Genomic DNA, 21,996 nt, shown 5'->3' with positions numbered 1-21,996 from the left:
TGGGGCTCATGACACGTTTCTCACCGGCACCCCTGGATCTCCGGCGGCTGCGCTTCCTTCGCGAGTTCGAGGAGCGGGGCACCCTGGCCGCGGTCGCCGCAGCCCTGGGCTACAGCCCGTCGACGGTCTCCCAGCAACTGGCCATCCTGGAGAAGGAGGTCGGCGCCCGGCTGTTCGACAAGGCCGGGCGCGGCGTGCGGCTCACCGACGCCGGACACCTGCTCGCCCAGCACGCGCGCGTACTCCTGTCAGCGGCCGAGGCGGCAGAAGCCGACCTGGCCGCGTTGAGCGGTGAAATCCGGGGCACCGTGCGCGCCGGTGGCCTGCAATCGGTGACCCGTCGCCTGCTGGTGCCGGCCCTGGCCCGCATGACGGTCGACCACCCACAGGTCCGCGTGGAGATCTTCGAGCTGGAACTCGAACAATCCCTGCCAGGTTTGCGGCTGGGCGCGGTCGACCTGGTCATCGGCGACGAGTACGACGGCCACCCCCGCCCCCGCCCGGCCGGGCTGCGCTTCACGCTCCTGCTCGAAGAGCCACTGAAGATCGTGCTACCGGCAGCGCATCCACTCGCCCGGCCCGGAGGCCCCGTCGCGGTCGCCAAGCTGCGATCCGACATCTGGACCGCTTCCGCCGAGGGCACCGGCCACCACACCATGGTCGTCGGGACCTGCCGATCCGTCGGCGGCTACGAGCCCGACCTGCGGCACCGCTGCAGCGACGCCGACGTGCAACTCGAACTCGTCCGCGCCGCGGCAGCGGTCGCCCTGATGCCGGCCCTGACCCTACCCACCGATGACCCCGCTCTCGCGATTCGGGACATCGCCGAAGCCACTCTCCAACGCCGCCTGGTCGCCGTCACCCGGGACAACCCCCCGGCTCCCGCGCTGACCGCCCTTCTGACGGCGGTAACGGACCAGGTACACAAGCTCAGCCTCGACCGGTAAAAGCCACGGGGCCTGTTCGCGGTGACCGCCGCAGGGACAGAACCGGGCCCCGAAGTCCATGACCGCCTCACCAGCCGGGTGGGGCCCGCTCGGCGGACCCCACCCGATGCTCACCGCTGCTGGTGACGAGGCAACGCATCCTGCCCGGCCGCGCCGAGGACGAACGGCGCCCCCGGCGTCTCCTTCGCGATCCGGTCCATCGTGCGGGCCAACTGCTCACTGCCGTCGTCGAGATGCCGCGCCGCCGCCTGCATGTGCGACACCATCATCTCGCCGAAGATCCGCAGCGCCTCCCGGGTGGCCACCGTCTCGTCGAAGCTCGACCCGGCCGTGCTGCGATACTCCGTCACCGCCCGCTCGGCCTCCTGCTTCGCCTCCTCCGCCGCCGCGCGCATGTAACTCTCGTACTGCATCCGGGCGTACTCGGCGACCCGCCGCGCATAGTCGTGCGCCTGCGCGATGATCTGCTCCGCCTCTCGCTGCGCCGCGGACAGCAGATTCACCTCCTTGGCCGCCGGCACCTTCGCCGCCGCCCCCGTGCTCGGGATCACCCCGTGCCGGTGCAACTCCACCCGGTCGTTGAGCCGTTCGTTCTCCGCCCGCAGGTGCGCGACCTGCGTCGCCAACAGGTCCAGCTCATCGGCGACCTGCACCCGGAACCGGTCCACGTCGGCGTTGTCGTAGCCGCGCCGGGCGAACGGGGCCGTGCCGAACTCCCACCGCCGGACCCGGTCGGCGGTGATCCGGACCTGCACACCGCCGGAAACCTGCATCCCGTCGTACCGGCTGATCGGGGTCGCGCTCATCTGTGCCCGCCTCCGTTCGCGACTGCGGGGCTCGCAAGCTCACTCCTCGCGCTCACTGAACACCTCCGGAAGTGTCACCAGCGGTCGACTGCTCCACCGCCGTACGCCAAGCCGGGCCGTACCACTGCGTACCCAAGCCCTCATGGTGCACCTGACCCGCGTGGTAACCCGCCCGGACCAACGTCTGCACCGTGTGCGAAACCATCTCGTCCGACCCGCACACGTACACGTGCCGGGAACGCCAGTCGCCGTCGGCCAACGCCCGATCCACCGCCTGCACGAACTCCCCCGGCCGGTTCAGGTCGGCGCCCACGACGTGGGTCACCGTCAACCACGGGTACGACGACGCCAACTTGTCGATCGCGTCGCTGTCATAGAACTCGCTGCGCGAACGGGCACCCACATACAGGTCCACCCGCCGGCGGGCACCCTCCGCGGCGACCTGCTCCACCAACGCCTTCACCGGCGCCCAGCCGGTACCCGCCGCCAGCAGCAACAGATCACTCGAGCCCGCCGACCACAACGCCAACCGCTCCCCGACCGGCGCGGCCAGGTGGATTCGGTCACCCACCGCCGAGCCGTACACCAGCCGCGAGGACACCGCGCCACCCGGCGCGGCCCGCACGTGCAACTCCAACGTGCCGTCCGCGCGCGGCGCGTTCGCCGGCGAGTAGTACCGCCACGACCGCACCGACGGATGCGACACCCCGATCGACTGACCCGCGGTGAACGGCAACAGGTACTGCGGACGCACCGTCAGCACCGCCACGTCGAACGCCCGCCGCTCGTGGGTCACGATCTCCGCTTCCCACCACGGCGGATTCACCGCCTCCGCGGCCTGCGCGGCTTCCTGCATCACCTGCGCGACCAGCCCGTACGCGGCCGCCCAGTCCTGGGCCAGCTCGTCGGTCCACTGTTCGGCCAGGAAATGCCGCAACGTCGCCAGCAGCGCCTCACCAACCGCCGGATAGTGCTCCGCGCGTACCGCGAACTTGCGGTGGTCCGCGCCGAGGCCCTGCAGGAAACCCACCAGCCCATCGACCTGGTCCACGTTGGACACGATGTGCCCCAGTGCGGTCACCAGACGGTCCCGCTGCCCGGCCATGTTCGTCGGGAACATCTGCCGCGTCTCGGGATGGGCCAGGAACAACGTCGAATAGAAATAGAGCGGAACCTGGTCACCATGCCCGGCGACCAGAGACCAGCTCTGCTTGAGTCGAGCCGCGTCCACCGTCAGACGCCCGGACGGGTCCCGGCGGCCACCACCTGGTCCTGCACCTGCCCCAGCACCGTCTGCACGTCGGCCAGGATGTCCGCCGGCACTCCCAGCTCGGCCAGCGTCACCGTCAGGTGCTCACCCACCATGACGTAGTGCTCCACCGGGATGTTCAGCGGCTGGTGCGCCTCGGCCAAGCCGCGACCGGCGTACTCATTCGGACCACCCAACACCACAGTCAACATCAAAGTCAGGTGCCGCCGCTGACCCGGCATGTCCACCTCGGCGAAGTAGCCGGCCAGCTCCGGATCGGCGAGCACCTTGTCGTAGAACAGCTCGACGGCAGCCTTGACGGAGGCAGCGCCGCCGATGCGGTCGTAGTGCGAGACAGGAGCGGTTTCTTCGGTAACCGTCACGGTCGTTCCTTCCAGGGTGGAGGCCGCGCGGGGTCGGCGCGGAGGGGCAACGGCCCACCGGAGCGACAGCGTCTTGCCACGGCGACCGCACCGGGGACCGTGACGGACCATAGCGTGTCGGCGGTTTCCGGTCAGGACCCGGGTATCGGATGCCCGACAACAACCCGACACACAGCGTCACCTTTGCTGTCCCGGCCTTCCACAGTCGGCCACCAGAACAGCACCCACCGTCATCCACTGTGGACCGGCCGCGCTCCGGGAACGGCTACCACCGATCTACCGGGCCTGACCCTCAGTCACCAGCCGGCCGAGTAAAACCAACCGCGAAAGGCCGGGCGTGTCGACCGCACCGGGCGGCACACCTGCGCTCAGCCGGCCCGCCGCCGCGCCCGCCGCGCCGCCAACTCGTCGCCCACCGGATCCGACTCGGACGCCACCACCGGCTCCGCCGGCCCGCTCGCCGGCTCGGCCGGCAGATGCGACAACGACCCCTGGATCTCCTTGAAAGCCCCACCGATCGCGATGCCGAACACGCCCTGGCCACCCTGCAACAGGTCGACCACCTCCTCCGGGGACCGGCACTCGTACACCGTCGTCCCATCGGAGATCAGCGTGATCCCGGCCAGGTCTTCCACACCACGCGACCGCAGCGCCTCGATCGCCTTGCGAATGTTCTGCAGGGAAACCCCCGCGTCCAACAACCGCTTCACGACCTTCAACACCACCAGGTCGCGGAACGAGTACAACCGCTGCGTCCCCGAACCCGACGCGTCGCGCACACTCGGCACCACCAACTGCGTCCGGGCCCAGTAATCCAACTGCCGGTAACTGATCCCCACCGCAGTGCACGCCGTCACACCCCGGTAGCCCACCGAACCGTCACCCTCAGTCGCCACACCCGGCGACGCCAACTCCGTACCCGGATCGGGATTCTGCGGCTCGTGCATCCGGACAACCTCCCCGTCAGTGTGGTGACGCGTCGTTTCCGGGACGCGCACCCCTCGACACGGCAACCCTATAGCCACGTTCAGGGGTTACCACGGAGGAACCGACGCGACACGCCGCGAAGCCACCGAGAAAGATCACCAAGCGCACCACGACGTCACCCACAGTGACACCCGATGCAGAACCGGACCGCCAGGCTCAGCCCGCGAAGTCCTCCGGACGCACCTGCTCCAGGAACTCGCGGAACTTTTCCACCTCGTCCTCCTGCTCATCGGGGATGACGATCCCCGCCTCGCTGAGGACCTGCTCCGCACAACGAATCGGCGCACCGACACGCAACGCCAAAGCGATCGAATCGCTCGGCCGCGCCGACACCCGCACCCCGTCGCCGATCAACAGATCCGCGTAGAAGACGTTCTCCTTGAGCTCGGTGATCTCCACCGCCTGCAACGGCGCCTGCAAAGCCGCCAACACGTCCCGCAGAAGATCATGCGTCAACGGCCGGGCCGGCTTGACCCCCTGCTGCTCATAAGCGATAGCCGTGGCCTCGACCGCGCCGATCCAGATCGGCAGATAGCGGTCCCCCTCGACCTCCCTGAGCAGGACGATCGGCTGGTTGCTGGGCAGCTCCACCCGAACTCCGACCACGCTCAGCTCGCGCACCGCCGCCTCCGTGTCGTTGTCACCTACGCCGCACCGCGCCCTTCCCTGCACGGTACACGGACCGCGACACGGCCGTCCCATGCGCTACAGCACCACGCCCGCGCCAGAAAGGGGTTACCCCGGCAAGCCTACGGCACGCTTCCCGGAAGAGATCTTTCCGCTCAGCCGCCGCCCGCCGGGCACCCTCACCGACCCAACGTCGAGCGCAATCCCACCCGCACCAACGCCGCGTGCAACTGCTCCGACAACGCCACCAACTCCCGCGCCGTCTCCGCCGCCCGCGCCCGCGCCGCTGGGTCACTCTGCCGCGCCAACGGCGCCACCAACTGCGCGAACAACCCGACCTCACGGTCCGCCGCCGTCCGGTAACCCCGCAGGTGCCGCGGCTCCAACCCGTACGCCGCCAACCCCGCCACCGCAGAAGCGATGATCAACGCATCGGCGTCGTACCACCCCGGCGGATCCGACACCAGCACACCGAGCCGCTCCAACTCCGCCAACGTCGACTCTTCGACGCCGCTGCGCGCCACCAGATCCGCCCGGCCGAGCCGCACCTGCGACGACTCGGCCGGCTCCGCCGACTCCCGACCGGGAACCGCACCATCGGGCCCCACCGCGACCAACGCCGGCCGCGACCGACCCGGCTGCTCGCCGGACGAATCCCACTCCGCCAACTGCTCACGGATCACCCGCAACGGCAGGTACTTGTCCCGCTGCGCGGTCAACACGAACCGCAACCGCGCCACATCGTCCCAGCTGTACTTCCGGTAACCCGCCGCCGTCCGCTGCGGCTCAACCAGCCCCTCGGCCTCGAGGAACCGCAGCTTCGAAATCGTGGTGTCCGGAAAATCCACCCGCAACTGCCCCAGCACCTCACCGATGCTCATCAGCGGCTGGGACCGGGCCGCCCCGGGTGGCATGGAGGCCGCAGGCTCGTTCACCCCCGGCCGGCCTCCTCCTCCGGGCGCGGACCGGCGATGAACACCACCCGGAACTTACCGATCTGGACCTCGTCACCATTGCTCAACGTGGCCGCCTCGACCCGCTCACGGTTCACGTACGTGCCGTTCAGGCTGCCCACGTCCCGCACCGTGAACGTGCCACCGTCACGGTGGAACTCCGCGTGCCGCCGCGACACCGTCACGTCGTCGAGGAAGATGTCACTGTCGGGGTGCCGGCCACTGGTCGTCACATCGTGGTCCAACAAGAACCGGGCACCCGCATTCGGGCCGCGACGAACCACCAGCAGCGCCATACCCGGCGGCAACGAACCGGACATCCGGCTCGGCACCACATCGGTCTCCGGCCCCTCCAGCACTTCGTCGAGCGAGCCGAGATTGAGCGTCGAGGTGACGTCGAGCGGGGGGAACTCGTCGTCTGGGCGCGTCATGGGACCACCTCACGGATCTGTTCGGTCGGCGTCGGGTAATGGCGGGTCTGGCCGCCGGGCACTTGAACACCCGGCGGCTGGCTCCCCGTGCCCGGGAAGGCAATTCCGCAACGCTCAACTATTGGGTTCTCGGTCGACTGGGCGAGCCTAGCCAGCGCCGAAATGCAGGGCAACCGGACGCGCGCAGACATCCCACGCACCGGATCAAGCACACTCAGCCTTCGGTGATCTCGCGGTACGCGCCCGCCGTCAGCAGACCGTCCACCGCCGTCGGATCAGCCGGAGTGATCTCCACCAACCAACCCGCACCATACGGATCAGTGTTGATCAGCTCAGGGGTGTCACCCAACGCCTCGTTGCGCGCCGCCACCGTACCCGCCAACGGCGCGTAGATCTCCGACACGCTCTTGGTCGACTCGATCTCACCCAACGAGTCACCGGCCGCGACCGCAGCACCCGCCTCGGGCAACTGCACGTACACGATGTCACCCAGCGCGTCCTGCGCGAAGTGCGTGATGCCGACCCGGACCGAACCGGTGCCGTTACCCAACACCCACTCGTGCTCGGCGGTGTATCGCAGATCCTCGGGAATCACCAGACGCGTCCTTCATCCATCGTGCCCCGGACCACCCGGGTCCGGCGCGGCCGCGCCGGTCAGGCGACCGGACGGGCGTGTTCCAACTTGATCGGCACGTGCAGCGCCGAAACCTCGGCAACCTCACGCTCCCCAAAGGTCACGTTACCGCCGTCACCCCGGACCGACGCCACCACCCCACCAGGAATGTTCAACGCCGTACGCATCGTCGCCGGATCACCGATCACGGTGATCGTGAAAGGCCCCATCAGCCGACGCCCCTCCACCACCAACGACCCGTTCTCCCCGTCCAGGAAGTACGTCGACGCGATGATCCGCACCGTCGCCCGATCGCCACCGGAGATCTGCATCGCCTCCGCGCCCGCGCCCCGCAGCTCCTGCACCGCGTCCAGCACCCGGTTCGCCGAAATCGGCTTACCAGCACCCTCGAACTCCACGGTCAACCCGGGGCCGACAGCCGGCAACGTGCCCGCCAGGATGCCCAGCTCGTCCGCCCGCCGGGTCGCCTCGTCCAGCGCCGCCTGGCGGCCCTGCTCACCCGAGCGCAACTGCCGCTGACTGTCCTCCAACGCCCGAATGTCCTGCTGAAGGCGGTTCTCCCGGGCATCCAGATCCGACAGGATCCGGACCAGGTCCTCCTGACGCGTCGCCCCCAGCGTCGGATCCGTCGACGTCGTCTTCAACTGCACCACCAGGGTGAAGCCCAACAACGCCAACAACACCACGATCATCAAGCTGGCCGTGCTCAACCGGAACCGACCCGCCGCCGACTTCACCGGCGCCACCGGCTCCTCGGCCGGCACCGTCGACCCCTCCGACCGCGCCGCCGGCTCACCCGACCCCGACACTGCGCTCAGGTCCACCGTCGCGCCGTCGTCCCCCGACGCCACCGCGGGCTCGTCATCCGGCGGCTCCGGCTCCCGCTCCGCCGGTCCCTGCGGCGCCAGCGGGCTCAACTCGTCCGGGTCCGGCGCATCCGGCCGCGGATCCGGCTCACCCGCCGGCCCACCCGGCCGCGCCGGACCCGCCGGCTGCGGCCAGCCCGTCCCCGTCTCGGTCTGCTCGTCGCTCATCGCTGTCAAACCTACGCCCGGAACAGGTGCCGACGGATCGCCGCCACGTTCCCGAAGATCCGCACCCCGAGTACGACAACCACACCGGTGGACAACTGCCCGCCCACTCCCAACTGGTCACCCAGGTACACGATCAGGCCCGCCACCAGCACATTCGAGATGAACGACACCACGAACTGCTTGTCATCGAAGATCCGGTCCAGCCTCGCCCGCACCCCACCGAACACCGCGTCCAACGCTGCCACCACCGCGATCGGCAGGTACGGCTGCAACGCCGCCGGGACCGTGGGATCGAGCCACACACCAAGCACCACACCGGCGAGCAACGCCAGCACCGCGATCATCGGCCACCTCCGGAGGGGCTAACGGTCGCCGGAGAACCGGACGACCCGGGACTGCCGGACCGGCCACCCGACGTGGACGGGCTCGGACTGACCGACGGCTTGGCGTAGCGTAGCTGCGGCTCCGGAGCCGCCGGCAGGGTGAGGTCATCCGACTCCCGCACACCGAACGACAGGCCGGTCTTCTGCGCGACCTCCCGCATCAGCGCCGCGCTGCGGCTGTCCTCGAACTTCCGCCGCATCGAGCCCGGACCGACCGCCGACACCTCGTACGGCCCGGTCACCGGCCGGAAGTCCACCAGAATCGCCTCACCCGCCGACCGGATCGTCGACGTCGAGGTCAACCGCTGCCCGTTGATGGCGATCGCCTCCGCGCCGACACTCCACAATGCGTTCGCCACCCCCTGCAGGTCGCTGTAGAGCACCCGCGGCGGTCCCGCACCCATGCCGGTCACCGCGTCCTCCTTGCCCGGCGCGTCCGCCAGCCGCACCACCACACCGTCGCCGCGCACCCGGCCCAGCCCGGTGCTCGCCTCCTGGTCCCGCAGCCGGGCGGCGGCCGACCCGCTCAACGCCGCGTCGCGCTGCCGACCGACCTCCTCGCGCAACTGGTCCGCGCGCGTGGACAACCGGTCGGTCTCGCTCTCGCGCTCCTTGATCTGCGCCACCAGGCCGGAGCGGGCCTGGCTGCGGCCCGGTTCGTCCTCCAACGTCTGCCGGTACGCGACCGCGAACAGGAAACCCAGCACCACCACCACGACCAGGCTGACCGAACGCGCCGACCAGGCCCGCCACCCCCGGGCGGGCTCCGCGGGCGCAGCCCGCCGACGGGCAGCCGCCGCATCGGCGTACCCCGGGTCCAGCGGGTTGCGGAACAGTTCGGTGAGGAAGTCCGGTGCGTACACCCGATCCCGGCGGCCGTCCCCGGGCCGCGGCGCGCTCACGCAACCGCTCCCGGGTCGCGCGCCGCGCGCACCAGCCGGGCCGCCTGCACCACGTACATCCCGCCGGCCACCCAGTAGAGCACCAGCCCCCACCAGGCCAGCCCCCAGCCGATCGCGGCCGCCGCCGTCGCCACGTCGGTCAACTCGGTGGCCAGCAGCAGCACCGGGAACGCCGCGAGCAGCAGGAACGTGGCGGTCTTGCCGACGTAGTGCACCGGCGGCGGCCCGTACCCGTAGCGGCGCAGCACCCCCAGCGAACCGAGCAGCAGCAACTCCCGGGCCAGCAGCGCCGCGGTGAACTGCCACGGCACCACCTCGCGGGCGGTGAAGGCGATCAGCGTGGCGAGGATGTAGAGCCGGTCGGCCAGCGGGTCGAGCAGTTCCCCGAGTCGGCTCACCTGGCGCAGCCGGCGGGCGATCCAGCCGTCGACCCAGTCCGTGGTGCCGCCGATGGCCAGCACGACGAGGGCCGCGACGTCGGCGCGAGTCACCAGGAAGAGATAGAGGAAGAGCGGCACGCCCAGCAGCCGCCCGAAGCTGATCAGGTTGGGCAGGGTGAGCACCTGGTCGCCGGGAACCTGTTCGCCGGTGTCCCGCGGATGCTCTGACCGAGCCGGCCGACGAGACACCGAACCTCCTCCGCGCACGACCCGGCGCCCGGCGGAAGTCGTACGGCTGTCGGGCCGGCCAGCGCCGGCTCCCCCTGCGGCCCCGGAACGGGACCTCTTCCCTGATTCGGCCCGCGATCTCGATGATCACGGGCCGGGTGAGTGCGGTGCCACTATATCGGGCTTCCGTCGGAGCTCTGGGGCGCCGCCGCGCGGTGGTCGGTGCGGCTGTGTCGCACTGTGGCGTGGATCACCACGCGTAAGGCGTCCTAGGATAGTAGTGGACGGGTCCTGCGTCCGCTCAGGCTGTCTGCACCGCCGAGTCGGTCTGCTGTTCCGGCACCACCTGGGTCGCCGCCCGGCCGAACGCGAGCAACGCCAGCAGCAGATCGTGCTGGCCCCGCTGCGGCATCCGGTCCAGCACCACCTGCACCGCGCGTTGCCGCCGCTCGGCCAACTCCCCGAGCAGGGTCTGCGCGGCGGCGGTCAGCACCAACCGCACCTCGCGCCGGTCCCGCGGATCGGCCACCCGGCGCAGCAGACCGGTCGCCTCCAGTCGGTCGCAGAGGCGGCTGGCCGAGGAGGGCACCACGTCCAACAGCTCCGCCAACCGGTTGACATTGGTCTCCGGCCGGCTGCTGATCAACGCCAGCACCCGCAGCTGGGTCGGCGGCACCTGATGTCGCGCCGCGGCCGAATCGAGCACGGCGATCAGCGTCTCGGCGGCCGCGTCGATCGCCGCTGCGAGATCCGCAGGTCGCTCCACCCGATGTCCCCTGCCATTGTCGCGCTGGTGCCCGCCCGACGGACCGCTGACGACTCTCACCCGCCGTCGCTATCACCCGGACCGTGCCAGTCCAGGCAGACCACGACGGCATCGTCGCGCAGATCGGAGTCCACATGGTAGGCGTGCAGTTCGCGCATCACCGTACCAACCGCCTCGGTCGCCGGCTGCAACCGTGTGGCGCGCAGGGAACGGGTCATCACCCGCTGCCCGTACGGCTCTAGGCCCGCCGGCTCGGCCGCCCACACCCCGTCGCTGACCACGAAGACGCGGTCACCCGGCGCGAGCTGGAACTCCTGCAACTCGTAGCGGGTCTCGGCGAACATGCCCAGCGGCAGCTGCTGATCCAGCTTCACCGGCTCGACCACCGCGCCGCGCAGCCGCAGCATGTGCGGCGAGCCGGCGTCGACCGCTCGCACCCGCCCGGTGCGGGTGTCCACTTCCAGCAGCAGGGTGGCCACGTGCCGACGGCCCCGGTGCTGGTAGAAGACCGTGTCCGAGGCCAACTCCGCCTGCTCCACCAGACCACCACCGGAACGGCGCGCGTTGCGCATCGCGTTCACTGTGGCCGCGGTCAGCAGCGACGCGGCCAGGCCGCTGCCCTCGCCGTTGAGCACCGTCACGGTGAGCCGGTCGCCGTCCAGCGACCAGTCGAAGTGGTCCCCACCCACGGTGTACGCCGGTTCGAGCTGACCGGCGAGGTGGAACGCGTGGTGTGCCACGCTGCGCCCCGGCAGCAGGTCCCACTGCATCTCGGCGGCCATGCTGAGCCGCTCCCGGCGTCGGGCCCGCCGGTACCGGTCGGTCTCCCGGTCCGCGGCCCGCATCGCCACCGCCACGACGCCGGCGATGTCCGTGGCGATGCCGGTGACGGCCGGGCCCGGCACGGCGGGCAGCTCGATCAGCAGCACGCCCAGCCGCTCCCCCCATGCCGTCAGCGGCAGGTAGAGCCGGCACGGGCCGTCCTCGGCGGAGTCGCGCACCGGCTGCTGACTGCTGAAGCAGCGTTGGGCCACCGTGTGGCAGGCCAGGAACCCGCCCGCCGGCAGCTCCGGGTCCAGCAACGGCCAGAGCCCGCTGATCCGATAGTCGGCGACGAACACGTCGGTGCGCAGCGCGCCCAACGACGAGCGGATCGCCCTGTCGGCGGCCTCCGCCAGCTGGTCGGGTGGGGCCTCGCGCAGCGCACGCGACACCACACCCGGCGCGTCCTCCATGGTCGTCCTCTCCAGAAGCTTGCTACAGGGCAAGCATCATACGGACGCCCCGGGACAGCCCGCCGGCGCGGTCGAGGCGGCGTCAGTCGGCGCCGCGGGTCGCGAGCACACCGTGGAACGCGTCGGGCACCTCGGCCGGCGGGCCGTCCGGCCGCCACCGGGTGACCGGCACGATTCCGTCCGCCGTCGGCGTCCATCGACCCAGCAACGGCGCGAACGACGACGGCGGCCGCATCCGGAACGCCGGCCCCATCATCGCCTGCGCCTCCGGATGACCGGCCAGCTCCTCGGTGTCGAAGTCCACGGCCAGCAGGCTGCCCGGCGCCGCGGCGGCGTACAGCTCGTCGAGGGTGCGGGTCAGCGTGTCGTCGTCGAGGAACGCGGCGAGCCCGAGGAAGACCACCCCGACCGGCCGCCGGCCCCAGCCTGGGACGAAGCGGTGCAGCTGCGCCGGATCGATGGTGCCGATGTCGGTGGCGTCGCCGTAGCCGTAGCCGGCCCGGTCGCTGCCGACGAGGATGCGCTGCCCCAGCCGGATGGTGACCGGGTCGACGTCGGTGTAGAGCACAGTGGCCTCGGCGGCGACCTCGTGCACGTTGCCCATCGTGGGCACCCCCGCGCCGAAGACCAGGAACCCGTCCACGCCCTGCCCGGCGATCGCCCGTACCGTCCGACCGAGGAACGCCCTCAGCTCCCGGAACACCGGCGCGCACGGCCCGTACGCCTGCTCGAAGGCGGTCGCGGCGGCCACGTCGACCGGGAAGTGGTGATCCCCGCCAAGCCAAAAGTCGATCATGCGAGCGGTGCTCGGCTGGTCCGGTTCACCCATCGACGACGCCCCCTCCCCGACCGGTCGCCGCCAGCGTACCGACCCCGACGTCCTGGGCGGTATCGCTCCGCCGAGCCGTTCCCGCCCGCGATACTGGCCCCGGCGGGAGGTGGCCGGTGAACTCGGCGAACAGCGCAGCGGTGGTGGTCGGCGTGGACGGCTCGGAGCCGTCCCTGCGCGCGGTGCGCCTCGCCGCCGCGGAGGCCGCGCGCCGACACCGGCCGCTGCGGGTGGTGCACGGGTTCATCTGGCCGCTGCTGCACGTGCCCGTCTCCCCCGCCCCGGACGCCCCGGCCGGCGGCGGGCTGCGCCACCAGGCCGAGGAACTGGTCGCGGCGGCGGTGGCCGAGGCCGAGGCGACCGTACCGGGGCTGACGATCTCCGGCGAGATCATCGACGGTGAGGCCGCCGCGGTGCTGGTGGGCGAATCCCCCACCGCCGCTCTCATCGTGCTCGGCGACCGAGGGCTGGGCGGCTTCACCTCGCTGGTGGTCGGCTCGGTGGCGGTACAGGTTGCCGCGTACGCCGACTGCCCGGTGCTCGTGGCTCGCGGCGTGGAACATCCCGGCGAGCCGGTGCTGGTCGGATTGGACGGTTCGCCGGCGTCCCGGCTCGCCGCCGAGTTCGCCGCCGAGACCGCCGTGGCGCGCGACGCACCGCTGTTGGCGGTGCACGCCTACCGGCACCCGCCCAGCACCCGCCCCGGCGACATGCAGCCCCTGGTGTACGACGCGGAGCAACTGCACCACGAGGAGGACCAGGTCCTCGCCGAGTCGCTGACCGGGCTGGCCGAGCGCCACCCCGAGCTGCGGCTGACCCGGCGGGCGGTGCACGGGCGGGCCGGCGCCGTGCTCGCCGAGGCGTCCCGCTCCGCCCAACTGGTGGTCGTCGGCGGGCAGGGGCGCGGCCAGGTGAGTGGGTTGCTGCTGGGGTCGGTGAGCCAGTCGGTGCTGCACCACGCGCACTGCCCGGTCGCCGTGGTCCGCGCCCCCCGCTGAGACGCGGGAATGGCCCGCTGTCAGACGGGTAGACGAGCGCGGTACGCCAACGGCGACGAAGGAGGCAGCAGATGCCAGGACCACGGCCGGGCAGTAACGCGTACGACAAGCAGCGAGCGCGAATGCGCAACGTGATCGACGACTCCGGACGGCGGGTACCCGACGGCAAGGCCAACCAGGTTGCCAACAAGATCCTGCAGGAGGACCGCGGCCAACGGGGTGTGGTGCGCGGCGAGCGCACGTACGGACCCAAGGGAGAACGCGAACCGGGCGACCCGAAATGAGGACGGTTGACGTGGCCGACGGCGCCATCGCGGGCGCCGTCGGCAGCGCCGCGCTGAACGTGGTCAGCTATCTGGACATGGTCCTTCGGGCACGGCCGGCGAGCAGCGTCCCGGAGCAGACCGTGGACCGGCTGGCCGGGATCGCGCACGTGGATCTGGGGCCCGGGGCCCGGGCGGCGAACCGCCGCTCGGGCCTCGGGCCTCTGATCGGCTACGGGCTGGGCATCGGCGCGGGCGTGGCGTTCGCGCTCTACGCACGTGGTCGGCGGCAGCCGCTGCCGATGGCCACCGGCGTGCTCGGCGCGGGCGTGATGACCATGACTGACGGGTCCATCACCGCACTGGGCATCAGCGACCCCCGCACCTGGCGGCGCTCCGACTGGATCTCCGACATCATTCCGCACCTGGCGTTCGGGCTGACGGCCGCCGCCACCTGGAACAGGTTGCGGCGGCCGTCAGGGCGAAACCGTTAGCTGTCGTCCTCGGCGACCGGCTCACCCGCCGGGCCGTACGGCGACACCTGACCCTTGGGCACCGGCCGACCCTCGTCTCCGCGCGACGAGCCGCGGTTGAGCGGGTGCCCGGTCGGCGTGGGCACCTTGCTGTCCTGACTGGTGGCTCCCTTGGCGTTGCGCCGGAACTCCTCCTGCTGCGGGTTGACCACGGGTGTCTCCCTCCGGGTACGGCAGGCGGCATCGACCGCCTCCACCGCAGGCATACCCGCCCGGCCCGGTGCCATTCCGGCCCCGCTCGCCGCCGGGAGGGCTAGCCGCCCGCCGGGCGGGTACCCACCGGACGTGGGCAACGACCGAACGGTGGCGCGGGTCCTGCTAGACCGACACCACGACACGTACGCGGAGCAGGCGGGCATCCGGCTTTCGGACCGCCCCGGTCCGCTGTACCAGCTGCTGGTGCTGGCCACCCTGCTGAGCACCCGGATCCGGGCGTGCGTGGCGGTGGACGCCGCGCGGGAGCTGTTCGCCGCGGGCTACCGCACGCCGCAGGCGATGGAGGCGGCCAGCTGGCAGCAGCGGGTGGACGCGCTGGGCCGGGGCCACTACCGCCGCTACGACGAGCGGACCGCGACCATGCTCGGCACCGGCGCCCGGCTGTGCCTGGACCGCTGGCACGGTGACCTGCGGCGGCTGCACCGGGAGGCCCAGGGCGACCCGGCCGGGCTGCGTCGGCGGCTCACCGAGTTTCCCGGCATCGGGCCCACCGGCGCGGACATCTACCTGCGCGAGGCACAGACGGTCTGGTCCGACCTGCGCCCGTACGCCGACCGCCGGGCACTCGCCGGTGCGAAGCGGCTGGGCCTGCCGGGCTCACCCGACCGACTGGCCGGGCTGGTCGACGAGCCGGACTTCGGCCGGCTCGCCTCGGCGCTGGTCCGGGTGGCGCTCGGCGAGGAGTCCGCCGGCGAGGTCACCCGCGTCGCCGCCCGCTGAGGCAGGCGCTCACTTCACCGTCTTGTCGCCCGGCCGGGTCAGGTGCCACACCAGCAGCGCGGCGAGCAGCGCCAGCACCACCAACCCGCCGGAGAGGCCACGGCCCTCCTCGGGACTGCGGCCGGTACTACCGAAATAGATCACCGCGAGGCCGGCCAGCACCGTGACGAACGTACGCAACCCTCGGTCCTTCACGTATCGCACCGTATGTGGCGCCCATCCGCTGCGGGCGAATTCGGCGGTATTGTCCCCCGTCCGGGTGGTGGAGGGCGGGCCCGGCTCAGCGTTCGGCGACGAATCCGCGGAGCCGCACCCGGCGAACCGCCCGGTCGGCGACCTCCACCACCTCCAGGGTCAACCCGGGCAGCCGCACCGTCTCCCCCGGTTCGCTCGGCAGGTGACCCAGTCGGGCGAGCACCAGCCCGGCCACCGTGGTGTACTCCCTCGACAGCGGGAAACTCAGCCGCACCCCGAGGTCCGGCAGGTCGTGCAGCGGAAAGTCACCCGCCACCAACAGCGACCCGTCCGACTCCCGGATCACCCCCCGTACGTCCCGGTCGGTCTCGTCGTACAACTCGCCGACCACCTCCGCCAGCAGGTCCTCCAGGGTGACGATGCCGTCGATACCGCCGTGCTCGTCGACCACCAGGGCCAGCTGCTGGTGCTCCTGACGGAGCTGACGCAACGCCTCGGCGACCGGCAGGGTGACCGGCAGCAGCAGCGGCGGCCGGACCCTCTCCCCCACCGTGCCGACGCCGGCCTGCACCAGGTCGCGGATGTGCACCACGCCCATCACCTCGTCCAGGCCACCCGGGCCGGTGACCGGAGCGCGGGACCGGCCGGCAGCGGCCAGCTTCCGTACCCCCTCGTCGGCGGCGAGGCCCGCCGGCAGCGCGGTCACCTCGCGCCGGGCCACCAGAATCTCCCGCAGCGTCCGGCCGGCGATGTCGAACGCGCCGGTCAGGATCTCCCGCTGCTGGGCCGACAGACCACGCTGACTGACCAGCATCTCCCGCAGCTCCTCCTCGGTCATCTCCTGCCGGCTGGCCCGCGGGTCGCCGCCGGCCAGCCGGACCACCGCGTCGGTGGCCCGGCTGAGCAGCCAGACCGCCGGACGGGAGAGCCGGGCCAGCAGGTCCAGCGGGCCGACGCTGAGCAGCGCCCAGCGCTCCGCGCGCTGCATGGCCAACCGCTTCGGGGCCAGCTCGCCGAACACCAGCGTGACGAAGGTCAGCACCACCGTCACCAGCACCACCGCGGCGGGTCGGGCCGCCGCGCCGAGGAAGCCCAGCGGGGCGACCAGCGGCTCGGCCAGCGACACCGCGGCCGCCGCTGAGGCGAGGAACCCGGCCAGGGTGATGCCGAGCTGGATGGTGGCCAGGTAGCGGTTCGGGTCGCGGGTGAGCCGGACCAGCCGGTCGCCGGCGCTGGTCCGCCGGCTCAGCCGTCGCAGCTGCCCCTCGCGCAGCGTCACCAGTGCCATTTCGCTGCCGGAGAGCGCGGCGTTGACCAGCACCAGAACGGCCACCAGCGCCAACTGCCCGAGCTGACCGCCCACCGCGCACCCCCGTCCGCCGCCTCAGGCCACTCAACCGCAGCGGGACCAGCTCTGGGTGCGGTTTCCAGCCGGCCGGCGCTCAGTCGGTCTCCAGGTCGTCCAGCGAGATGGCGTGGGTCATCAGCCACCGCGCCAGCGCCGACATGCCGAACAGCCAGAGCGGGGCGGACTCGGTGGGGCCGTTGGTGGCGTAGATGGCGAACCGCAGGTCCGGGGCGCGGTACGCCTCGATCCGCCACCGGTGCTGCCGGTCCCGCCAGACCGCCGAAGGGTCCATGGCGTCACCGTAGGTGACCGTCGGTGATGCGGTGGCCGGTTGGCCGGGTCAGCCGGGCACGACCGTCAGGTGACGACGATGCGGGCGTCGTCGGGCAGTCGACGGGTCGCGCCCCGGCGGTCCAGCAGCTCCAGCAGCGGCACCGCCACCCGGCGGGTGGTGTCCAACGCCTGACGGGCCGCGGACAGCGTGAACGGCTGGGGCAGCGCGGCCAGCACCCGGACCGCGTCGTCGAGCGCGTCGGGCAGCAGCACCACGGTGTCCGCCAGCCGCAGCAATGCACCGGCGCGTACGGCGGCCCCAATCTCCCGAGGGCCCAACCCCAGGTCGACGAGGCGGTCCGCTTCGGGGGCGCGGAACGGGCGGTCGGCGTACTCGGCCCGGACCCGCTGCACGGCAAGCGCCACCGGTTCGGGCAGCGCGCCGGCGCTCGCCGTTCCGACCCGGCCGGCGTGGATCCGCAGCGGCGGCCGGACCAGCGCCTCAACCAACACCCGGTCGGGCAGGGCGAGGCGCTGGCGTAGCGCGTCCACCGGCATGCCGGGCTCCAGCGGGTGCTCCCGTGCGTAGCGCGCGACCTCCTCGGTCACCTGGTCGCCGAGTCGCTGCCAGTGCCCGGGATCGGCCAGCCAGTCGCCGGCCACCGGCGCGGCCTGCACCGGCACCCCCATCCGGATCAGCGCGCCGGCCTGGATCAGCCGACGGCGGCGCAGCTCCCCGGCCAGGTCGGGCCGGCCGTCCAGGTCGGCGAGGACCTGCGCGCGGGCGGCGGCAGCGCCCCGGCGGGCCAGCGGCGGTGGCGCCACGTCCAGCACCCGCACCCCGCCGGACACGTGGTGCCGGCCCGGGTCGCGCAGCAGCGCCCGATCGCCGACCAGCAACGGCAGCGGGCGGGCCAGCCTGAGCCGGACGGTGTCCGGGCCGAGTGGGCGGACCCGTACCGGCACCGCCGCCGACCCGACGTGCAGGGTGAGGGTGGCCGGCAGGTCAGCCGCCGGGTCGCCGGTGAGCCGGACGTCAACGAGGTCGGTGTGGTGGAACCGGCCCGGGGTGAGCAGCGCGTCGCCGCGGCCGAGCCGGTCACGAGGCGTGCCACGCAGGTTGACGGCCACCCGGGCCACCGCCGCCGCCTCCGGCCGGGCCTGGCCGAGTGAGTGCAGGCCACGGACCCGGACCGGTTCGTCGGCGCCGGCCAGCTCCAGCTCGTCACCGACCCGCAACCGGCCAGCGCCGAGGGTGCCGGTGACCACCGTGCCGCTGCCCCGCACGGTGAAGCTGCGATCCACCCAGAGCCGGACCGGATCGTCCACTGTGGGAACGGGCAGCCGGGCGGCGAGCCGATCCAGGGCCGCCCGCAGCTCCGGCAGGCCGTCGCCGGTCAGCCCGCTGACCGCCACCGTCTCCACCACGCCGAGACTGGTCGCCGCGATCTCGGCCCGGGCCCGGTCCATGGCCAGCCCCGGGTCGGCCAGGTCCGCGCGGGTCACCGCGAGCAGGCCATACCCGACGCCGAGCGCATCCAGCGCGGCCAGGTGCTCGGCGGACTGCGGCATCCACCCCTCGTCGGCGGCGACCACGACCAGCGCCGCCGGCACCGGCCCGACCCCGGCGAGCATGTTCGGCACGAAACGCTCGTGCCCGGGTACGTCGACGAAGGCGACCGTGCCGCCCGATGGCAGCGTCGTCCAGGCGAAGCCCAGGTCGATGGTCATCCCCCGGCGGCGTTCCTCGGCCCACCGGTCGGGCTCCATCCCCGTCAGCGCCCGGACCAGGGTCGACTTGCCGTGGTCGACGTGCCCGGCAGTGGCGACGACGAACACGGTCAGTCGTCTCCGGGTACGCGCAGCACGGCCGCCCGGACCGCCTCGTCGGCGTCGGGCGGCACGCAGCGCAGGTCGAGCAGGAGCCGGCCCCGCACCACCCGGCCGAGCACCGGCTGGGCGCCGGTGCGCAGCGGCATGGCGTACCGCTCGGGCAGGCTCAGCGCCCAGGAATCCAGCTCCACGCCGGGGGCCCCGCCGCCGCCGACCACGGCGACCGCCGGCACCACCTCCGCCTTGCGACCGTCCGCGCCGAGCAGGTCGCGCAGCCGCTCCACCCGCCGGCGCAGGACGCCCGGGTCGGCGTGCAGCGCGGTCCGGGTCGGGGTGTCCGGGCGGTGCAGGGTGGCGGCCAGCGCGGCCAGGGTGAGTTTGTCCACGCGCAACGCCCGGGCCAGCGGATGGCGGCGCAGCCGGTCGACCAGCTCGGCGTCGCCGAGCAGCAGCCCCGCCTGCGGGCCGCCGAGGAGCTTGTCGCCGCTGGCGGTGACCAGCGCGGCGCCGGCGCGCAGGCTGCTCGCCGCGTCCGGTTCGTCGGGCAGCAGCGGATCCGGGGTGAGCAGGCCGGAGCCGATGTCGGCGACCACCGGCACGCCGATGGTGGCCAACTGCCGGACCGGTGTGGCCGAGGTAAAGCCGGTGACCTGGAAGTTCGACGGGTGCACCTTGAGCACGAAGCCGGTGTTCGGGCCGACTGCGGCGGCGTAGTCGGCGAGCGTCGTGCGGTTGGTGGTGCCCACCTCCCGCAGCCGAGCGCCGGTGCTCTCCAGCAGGTCGGGCAGGCGAAAGCCGTCGCCGATCTCGACCAGCTCGCCCCTGCTGACCACGATCTCCCGGCCGGCGGCCAACGCGGTGGCGGCCAGCACCAGCGCGGCGGCGCCGTTGTTGACCACGTGCACGGCGCCCGCGTCGGGCACGGCGGCGGCCAGCGCGTCGATCGCGTCGCGGCCGCGGCGGGCCCGCCGCCCGGTGGACAGGTCCAGCTCCACATCGGTGTGCCCGGCGGCGGCCACGACCGCAGCGACCGCGGTAGGCGACAGCGGCGCCCGACCCAGGTTGGTGTGCAGCACGACGCCGGTGGCGTTGAGCACCGCGCGGGGGCCGGGTGCGGGCAGCGCGGCGACGGCAGCGTCACGGACCTCGTCGGGGCCGATCTCGCCGCGACGGGCCCGCTCCTGCGTCTGGGCGACGACCGACTTGACGCGGTCCCGCCCGAGGCTCGCGATGGCCGCGGTCAGCCGCGGGTCGGCCAGGAGCGTGTCGGTGCGGGGCACCCGGCGTCGCGGGTCCACCGGCCCCTCGCCCATCACGTCAACTCCTGCCGCGCGTTGGCGGAGACGGACGGGAATCGAACCCGCCTGGCCCGGGTCCCGGACCACTCCGGTTTTGAAGACCGGGAGGGGCACCAGCCGCCTGAACGCCTCCACCGGACATTCGATCACAACACAGGCGGGGCCGCCGGGCCAGGTGGAAGATCCATACCATTCCGGCGAGCATTGACCCGCTCGCGTTGCGGCACCACGGTATACCGCGGATCGCGGGCGGAGGCGACGCCGCCGTGGAAGATGCCGAACCGGGTGGCGACCGACGCGGCCAGCAGCGCGGTGCCGGACAGCACGCCAACCACCCGACTGCGCCGGCCGAGCAGCGCGCCGGCCACCCCGACCGAGGTCAACAGCCGACCGGCGCGCAGCAGCCGACCGGGCAGACCCAGCCGGTAGGGCTCGCTGAGCAGGCCGAGGCGGGTCTCCACCCGGTGCGCGCCGAACAGTTCCAGGGCCGCGCCGGCCACTGCCATCCGGCGGGCCGGCCCGGCCTGGGCCGGCGGCGCGGCGAGCAGACCCACGCCGGCGCCGCTGGCCAACGCGCTGCCCGCGAAGATGACCGGCAGCTCCGGGTACGCCTCGTGCCAGGACGGCACCGCCGTGTCGGCGAGCAGCACCCCGGTGTACGTCGCCAACGCGGGCGCGGTGCCGGCGGCGAGCAGCCCGGCAGCGTGCCCGACCGGCGGCAGCGCTCGACGGGCCAGCCCGAGCAGCCCGTGCCGGGGCAGCCAGTCGGCGACCTCGGCGATCGCGGCCACCCCGGCGGCCGGCCCGAAGGCGGTGAGGATCCAGGTACCCACCGACATCGGTGAGGTCAGCTTGGCCACCCGAAGCATGTGGTGGAACCGCGCCGGCCTGCCCAGGTCCCTGACCAGGAAGACGGCGCTGGCGCTGACGGCGGCAAGCGCGGTGACCCGACCAGCCCGGCGCAGTGCCGGTCGGCCGGTGAGCTGCCCGCCCGCGGCGAGCAGCGACGAGCCGGCGGCCAGCCCGCCGGTGAACAGGTACGCCGCGATGTCCCACTTCCAGACCGGCGGCTTCAGGACGGGCCGGCCGTAGTACGAGGTGAACTCGGCCTCTGGCACCCGCAGTTCCTCGCCACCACCGCGACGACCGCCCCGCCGGCCAGTCCGCCGGCCGGCGGGTTCGGCGGTCCGCGGCGGCTGCGGGGTCAGGTCGGCCTGGGCCTCGGTGCCCGCCGTTCCACGGCTCGCGGTTGCCGCTGGGCTGTCGCTCCGCGTGGCGCCGTGGCCGTTCGTCTCCGGCCGGGTGGGGCGGCCGAGCCGGTCGGGGCCTTCGGCGCCCTCGGCGGCGAGCCGGTCGCGGAAGCGACGGAACAGGTCACCCACCGGGGGACGGTCTGGACTCACGAGGAACCTCCGACGAACGCGGCGACGGTTGCCGCCGCCATGGCGAGCGCCGCCAGGCCGGCGCGCTTCCACATGGCCGGCAGGTCCCGGGTGGTCACCACCGGATCCGGCGGCAGCCCATACACCTCAGGCTCATCCAACA

The 21,996-nt window shown here is 72.6% G+C and carries 27 protein-coding genes, 1 tRNA gene and 1 pseudogene; 5 read left to right on the top strand and 24 right to left on the bottom strand.

Features of this window, described 5'->3' with window-relative positions:
- The first annotated feature begins 8 nt into the window (after window positions 1–8).
- On the top strand, window positions 9–947 hold the full coding sequence (locus ABZV00_RS28190) for a LysR family transcriptional regulator (protein ID WP_355611420.1): 939 nt from the start codon (window positions 9–11) through the stop codon (window positions 945–947).
- A 110-nt stretch (window positions 948–1,057) separates the two neighbouring features.
- Here ABZV00_RS28190 and ABZV00_RS28185 read toward each other — a convergent pair whose 3' ends face one another.
- The 15 genes from ABZV00_RS28185 to ABZV00_RS28115 all read right to left on the bottom strand — a co-directional run bounded on the left by ABZV00_RS28185 (window position 1,058) and on the right by ABZV00_RS28115 (window position 12,774).
- A complete protein-coding gene (locus ABZV00_RS28185; protein WP_328416574.1) occupies window positions 1,058–1,753 on the bottom strand; it encodes a DivIVA domain-containing protein in 696 nt (231 codons plus the stop codon).
- Between the two features lie 52 nt (window positions 1,754–1,805).
- Window positions 1,806–2,984: a globin domain-containing protein gene (locus ABZV00_RS28180; RefSeq protein WP_355611416.1), complete on the bottom strand. Its 1,179-nt coding sequence runs from the start codon at window positions 2,982–2,984 to the stop codon at window positions 1,806–1,808.
- Window positions 2,985–2,986: 2 nt separating this feature from the next.
- A complete protein-coding gene (locus ABZV00_RS28175; protein ID WP_355611413.1) occupies window positions 2,987–3,385 on the bottom strand; it encodes a group 1 truncated hemoglobin in 399 nt (132 codons plus the stop codon).
- A gap of 368 nt (window positions 3,386–3,753) precedes the next feature.
- On the bottom strand, window positions 3,754–4,332 hold the full coding sequence (locus ABZV00_RS28170) for a MerR family transcriptional regulator (protein ID WP_328416570.1): 579 nt from the start codon (window positions 4,330–4,332) through the stop codon (window positions 3,754–3,756).
- A 196-nt stretch (window positions 4,333–4,528) separates the two neighbouring features.
- Window positions 4,529–4,993 carry a bifunctional nuclease family protein gene (locus ABZV00_RS28165; RefSeq protein ID WP_007460347.1) on the bottom strand — a complete coding sequence of 155 codons (465 nt, stop codon included), beginning with the start codon at window positions 4,991–4,993 and terminating at the stop codon, window positions 4,529–4,531.
- 185 nt (window positions 4,994–5,178) lie between these two features.
- Window positions 5,179–5,880, bottom strand: a complete 702-nt coding sequence (locus ABZV00_RS28160) for a MerR family transcriptional regulator (RefSeq protein WP_328426620.1) — start codon at window positions 5,878–5,880, stop codon at window positions 5,179–5,181.
- Between the two features lie 50 nt (window positions 5,881–5,930).
- Window positions 5,931–6,383 carry an FHA domain-containing protein gene (locus ABZV00_RS28155; protein WP_328416567.1) on the bottom strand — a complete coding sequence of 151 codons (453 nt, stop codon included), beginning with the start codon at window positions 6,381–6,383 and terminating at the stop codon, window positions 5,931–5,933.
- Between the two features lie 214 nt (window positions 6,384–6,597).
- On the bottom strand, window positions 6,598–6,978 hold the full coding sequence (gene gcvH / locus ABZV00_RS28150; protein WP_328416565.1) for a glycine cleavage system protein GcvH: 381 nt from the start codon (window positions 6,976–6,978) through the stop codon (window positions 6,598–6,600).
- Between the two features lie 59 nt (window positions 6,979–7,037).
- Window positions 7,038–8,051, bottom strand: coding sequence for a DUF881 domain-containing protein (locus ABZV00_RS28145; RefSeq protein ID WP_355611408.1), 1,014 nt, complete (start codon window positions 8,049–8,051; stop codon window positions 7,038–7,040).
- A gap of 11 nt (window positions 8,052–8,062) precedes the next feature.
- Window positions 8,063–8,395 (bottom strand): small basic family protein, encoded by a 333-nt coding sequence (locus tag ABZV00_RS28140; protein ID WP_030327710.1) that lies wholly within the window; start codon window positions 8,393–8,395, stop codon window positions 8,063–8,065.
- Window positions 8,392–9,336, bottom strand: coding sequence for a DUF881 domain-containing protein (locus ABZV00_RS28135; protein ID WP_328416561.1), 945 nt, complete (start codon window positions 9,334–9,336; stop codon window positions 8,392–8,394). The genes ABZV00_RS28140 and ABZV00_RS28135 overlap by 4 nt, the downstream gene beginning before the upstream one ends.
- Window positions 9,333–9,965: a CDP-alcohol phosphatidyltransferase family protein gene (locus ABZV00_RS28130; RefSeq protein WP_355611406.1), complete on the bottom strand. Its 633-nt coding sequence runs from the start codon at window positions 9,963–9,965 to the stop codon at window positions 9,333–9,335. Before ABZV00_RS28130 ends, ABZV00_RS28135 begins: the two co-directional genes overlap by 4 nt.
- A 280-nt stretch (window positions 9,966–10,245) precedes the next feature.
- Entirely contained in the window at window positions 10,246–10,710 is a 465-nt protein-coding gene (locus ABZV00_RS28125) for a MarR family transcriptional regulator (RefSeq protein ID WP_328416559.1), read from the bottom strand.
- A gap of 56 nt (window positions 10,711–10,766) precedes the next feature.
- On the bottom strand, window positions 10,767–11,945 hold the full coding sequence (locus tag ABZV00_RS28120) for a PP2C family protein-serine/threonine phosphatase (RefSeq protein WP_355611403.1): 1,179 nt from the start codon (window positions 11,943–11,945) through the stop codon (window positions 10,767–10,769).
- Between the two features lie 82 nt (window positions 11,946–12,027).
- Window positions 12,028–12,774 carry an SAM-dependent methyltransferase gene (locus tag ABZV00_RS28115; protein ID WP_355611400.1) on the bottom strand — a complete coding sequence of 249 codons (747 nt, stop codon included), beginning with the start codon at window positions 12,772–12,774 and terminating at the stop codon, window positions 12,028–12,030.
- Between the two features lie 116 nt (window positions 12,775–12,890).
- Here ABZV00_RS28115 and ABZV00_RS28110 point away from each other — a divergent pair, with 116 nt between their 5' ends.
- The 3 genes from ABZV00_RS28110 (at window position 12,891) to ABZV00_RS28100 (ending at window position 14,529) form a co-directional block, all read left to right on the top strand.
- The gene (locus ABZV00_RS28110; RefSeq protein WP_355611397.1) at window positions 12,891–13,772 is read left to right on the top strand and encodes a universal stress protein; all 882 of its coding nucleotides are present in this window, start codon (window positions 12,891–12,893) and stop codon (window positions 13,770–13,772) included.
- 71 nt (window positions 13,773–13,843) lie between these two features.
- A complete protein-coding gene (locus ABZV00_RS28105) occupies window positions 13,844–14,056 on the top strand; it encodes a phosphatidylethanolamine-binding protein (protein ID WP_328416551.1) in 213 nt (70 codons plus the stop codon).
- Window positions 14,053–14,529: a hypothetical protein gene (locus tag ABZV00_RS28100; RefSeq protein ID WP_355611394.1), complete on the top strand. Its 477-nt coding sequence runs from the start codon at window positions 14,053–14,055 to the stop codon at window positions 14,527–14,529. The genes ABZV00_RS28105 and ABZV00_RS28100 overlap by 4 nt, the downstream gene beginning before the upstream one ends.
- Here ABZV00_RS28100 and ABZV00_RS28095 read toward each other — a convergent pair.
- On the bottom strand, window positions 14,526–14,720 hold the full coding sequence (locus ABZV00_RS28095) for a hypothetical protein (protein WP_328416548.1): 195 nt from the start codon (window positions 14,718–14,720) through the stop codon (window positions 14,526–14,528). The two genes, ABZV00_RS28100 and ABZV00_RS28095, sit on opposite strands and share 4 nt — an antisense overlap.
- A gap of 133 nt (window positions 14,721–14,853) precedes the next feature.
- On the opposite strand from ABZV00_RS28095, the gene ABZV00_RS28090 reads away from it, so the two are divergent.
- On the top strand, window positions 14,854–15,504 hold the full coding sequence (locus ABZV00_RS28090; protein ID WP_328416546.1) for a hypothetical protein: 651 nt from the start codon (window positions 14,854–14,856) through the stop codon (window positions 15,502–15,504).
- 9 nt (window positions 15,505–15,513) lie between these two features.
- Here ABZV00_RS28090 and ABZV00_RS28085 read toward each other — a convergent pair whose 3' ends face one another.
- From ABZV00_RS28085 to ABZV00_RS28050, 8 genes and pseudogenes are all read right to left on the bottom strand, one after another.
- On the bottom strand, window positions 15,514–15,699 hold the full coding sequence (locus ABZV00_RS28085) for a hypothetical protein (protein WP_328426859.1): 186 nt from the start codon (window positions 15,697–15,699) through the stop codon (window positions 15,514–15,516).
- 85 nt (window positions 15,700–15,784) lie between these two features.
- Window positions 15,785–17,062: a hemolysin family protein gene (locus ABZV00_RS28080; protein WP_355611390.1), complete on the bottom strand. Its 1,278-nt coding sequence runs from the start codon at window positions 17,060–17,062 to the stop codon at window positions 15,785–15,787.
- A 79-nt stretch (window positions 17,063–17,141) separates the two neighbouring features.
- A complete protein-coding gene (locus ABZV00_RS28075; RefSeq protein WP_089022155.1) occupies window positions 17,142–17,339 on the bottom strand; it encodes a hypothetical protein in 198 nt (65 codons plus the stop codon).
- Window positions 17,340–17,404: 65 nt separating this feature from the next.
- Window positions 17,405–19,159, bottom strand: coding sequence for a selenocysteine-specific translation elongation factor (selB, locus tag ABZV00_RS28070; protein ID WP_355611387.1), 1,755 nt, complete (start codon window positions 19,157–19,159; stop codon window positions 17,405–17,407).
- 2 nt (window positions 19,160–19,161) lie between these two features.
- Window positions 19,162–20,466, bottom strand: a complete 1,305-nt coding sequence (gene selA, locus ABZV00_RS28065) for an L-seryl-tRNA(Sec) selenium transferase (RefSeq protein WP_355611384.1) — start codon at window positions 20,464–20,466, stop codon at window positions 19,162–19,164.
- Between the two features lie 22 nt (window positions 20,467–20,488).
- Window positions 20,489–20,584, bottom strand: a tRNA-Sec gene (locus ABZV00_RS28060).
- A 13-nt stretch (window positions 20,585–20,597) separates the two neighbouring features.
- The gene (nrfD, locus tag ABZV00_RS28055) at window positions 20,598–21,854 is read right to left on the bottom strand and encodes an NrfD/PsrC family molybdoenzyme membrane anchor subunit (RefSeq protein WP_355611381.1); all 1,257 of its coding nucleotides are present in this window, start codon (window positions 21,852–21,854) and stop codon (window positions 20,598–20,600) included.
- Window positions 21,851–21,996: pseudogene (locus ABZV00_RS28050) on the bottom strand (4Fe-4S ferredoxin); the annotation flags it as partial. The gene nrfD and the pseudogene ABZV00_RS28050, both read right to left, overlap by 4 nt.

Source organism: Micromonospora sp. NPDC005173 (assembly GCF_040608515.1).
Taxonomy (GTDB): Bacteria; Actinomycetota; Actinomycetes; order Mycobacteriales; family Micromonosporaceae; genus Micromonospora.
This window is presented reverse-complemented; position numbering and strand designations above follow the sequence as displayed.

Coding starts and splice junctions, on each gene's coding strand:
- ABZV00_RS28190 (WP_355611420.1), top strand. CDS start 9: ATGACACGTTTCTCACCGGCACCCCTGGATCTCCGGCGGCTGCGCTTC.
- ABZV00_RS28185 (WP_328416574.1), bottom strand. CDS start 1,753: ATGAGCGCGACCCCGATCAGCCGGTACGACGGGATGCAGGTTTCCGGC.
- ABZV00_RS28170 (WP_328416570.1), bottom strand. CDS start 4,332: ATGCACGAGCCGCAGAATCCCGATCCGGGTACGGAGTTGGCGTCGCCG.
- ABZV00_RS28160 (WP_328426620.1), bottom strand. CDS start 5,880: ATGAGCATCGGTGAGGTGCTGGGGCAGTTGCGGGTGGATTTTCCGGAC.
- ABZV00_RS28155 (WP_328416567.1), bottom strand. CDS start 6,383: ATGACGCGCCCAGACGACGAGTTCCCCCCGCTCGACGTCACCTCGACG.
- ABZV00_RS28145 (WP_355611408.1), bottom strand. CDS start 8,051: ATGAGCGACGAGCAGACCGAGACGGGGACGGGCTGGCCGCAGCCGGCG.
- ABZV00_RS28140 (WP_030327710.1), bottom strand. CDS start 8,395: ATGATCGCGGTGCTGGCGTTGCTCGCCGGTGTGGTGCTTGGTGTGTGG.
- ABZV00_RS28120 (WP_355611403.1), bottom strand. CDS start 11,945: ATGGAGGACGCGCCGGGTGTGGTGTCGCGTGCGCTGCGCGAGGCCCCA.
- ABZV00_RS28115 (WP_355611400.1), bottom strand. CDS start 12,774: ATGGGTGAACCGGACCAGCCGAGCACCGCTCGCATGATCGACTTTTGG.
- ABZV00_RS28105 (WP_328416551.1), top strand. CDS start 13,844: ATGCCAGGACCACGGCCGGGCAGTAACGCGTACGACAAGCAGCGAGCG.
- ABZV00_RS28100 (WP_355611394.1), top strand. CDS start 14,053: ATGAGGACGGTTGACGTGGCCGACGGCGCCATCGCGGGCGCCGTCGGC.
- ABZV00_RS28075 (WP_089022155.1), bottom strand. CDS start 17,339: ATGGACCCTTCGGCGGTCTGGCGGGACCGGCAGCACCGGTGGCGGATC.
- selA (WP_355611384.1), bottom strand. CDS start 20,466: ATGGGCGAGGGGCCGGTGGACCCGCGACGCCGGGTGCCCCGCACCGAC.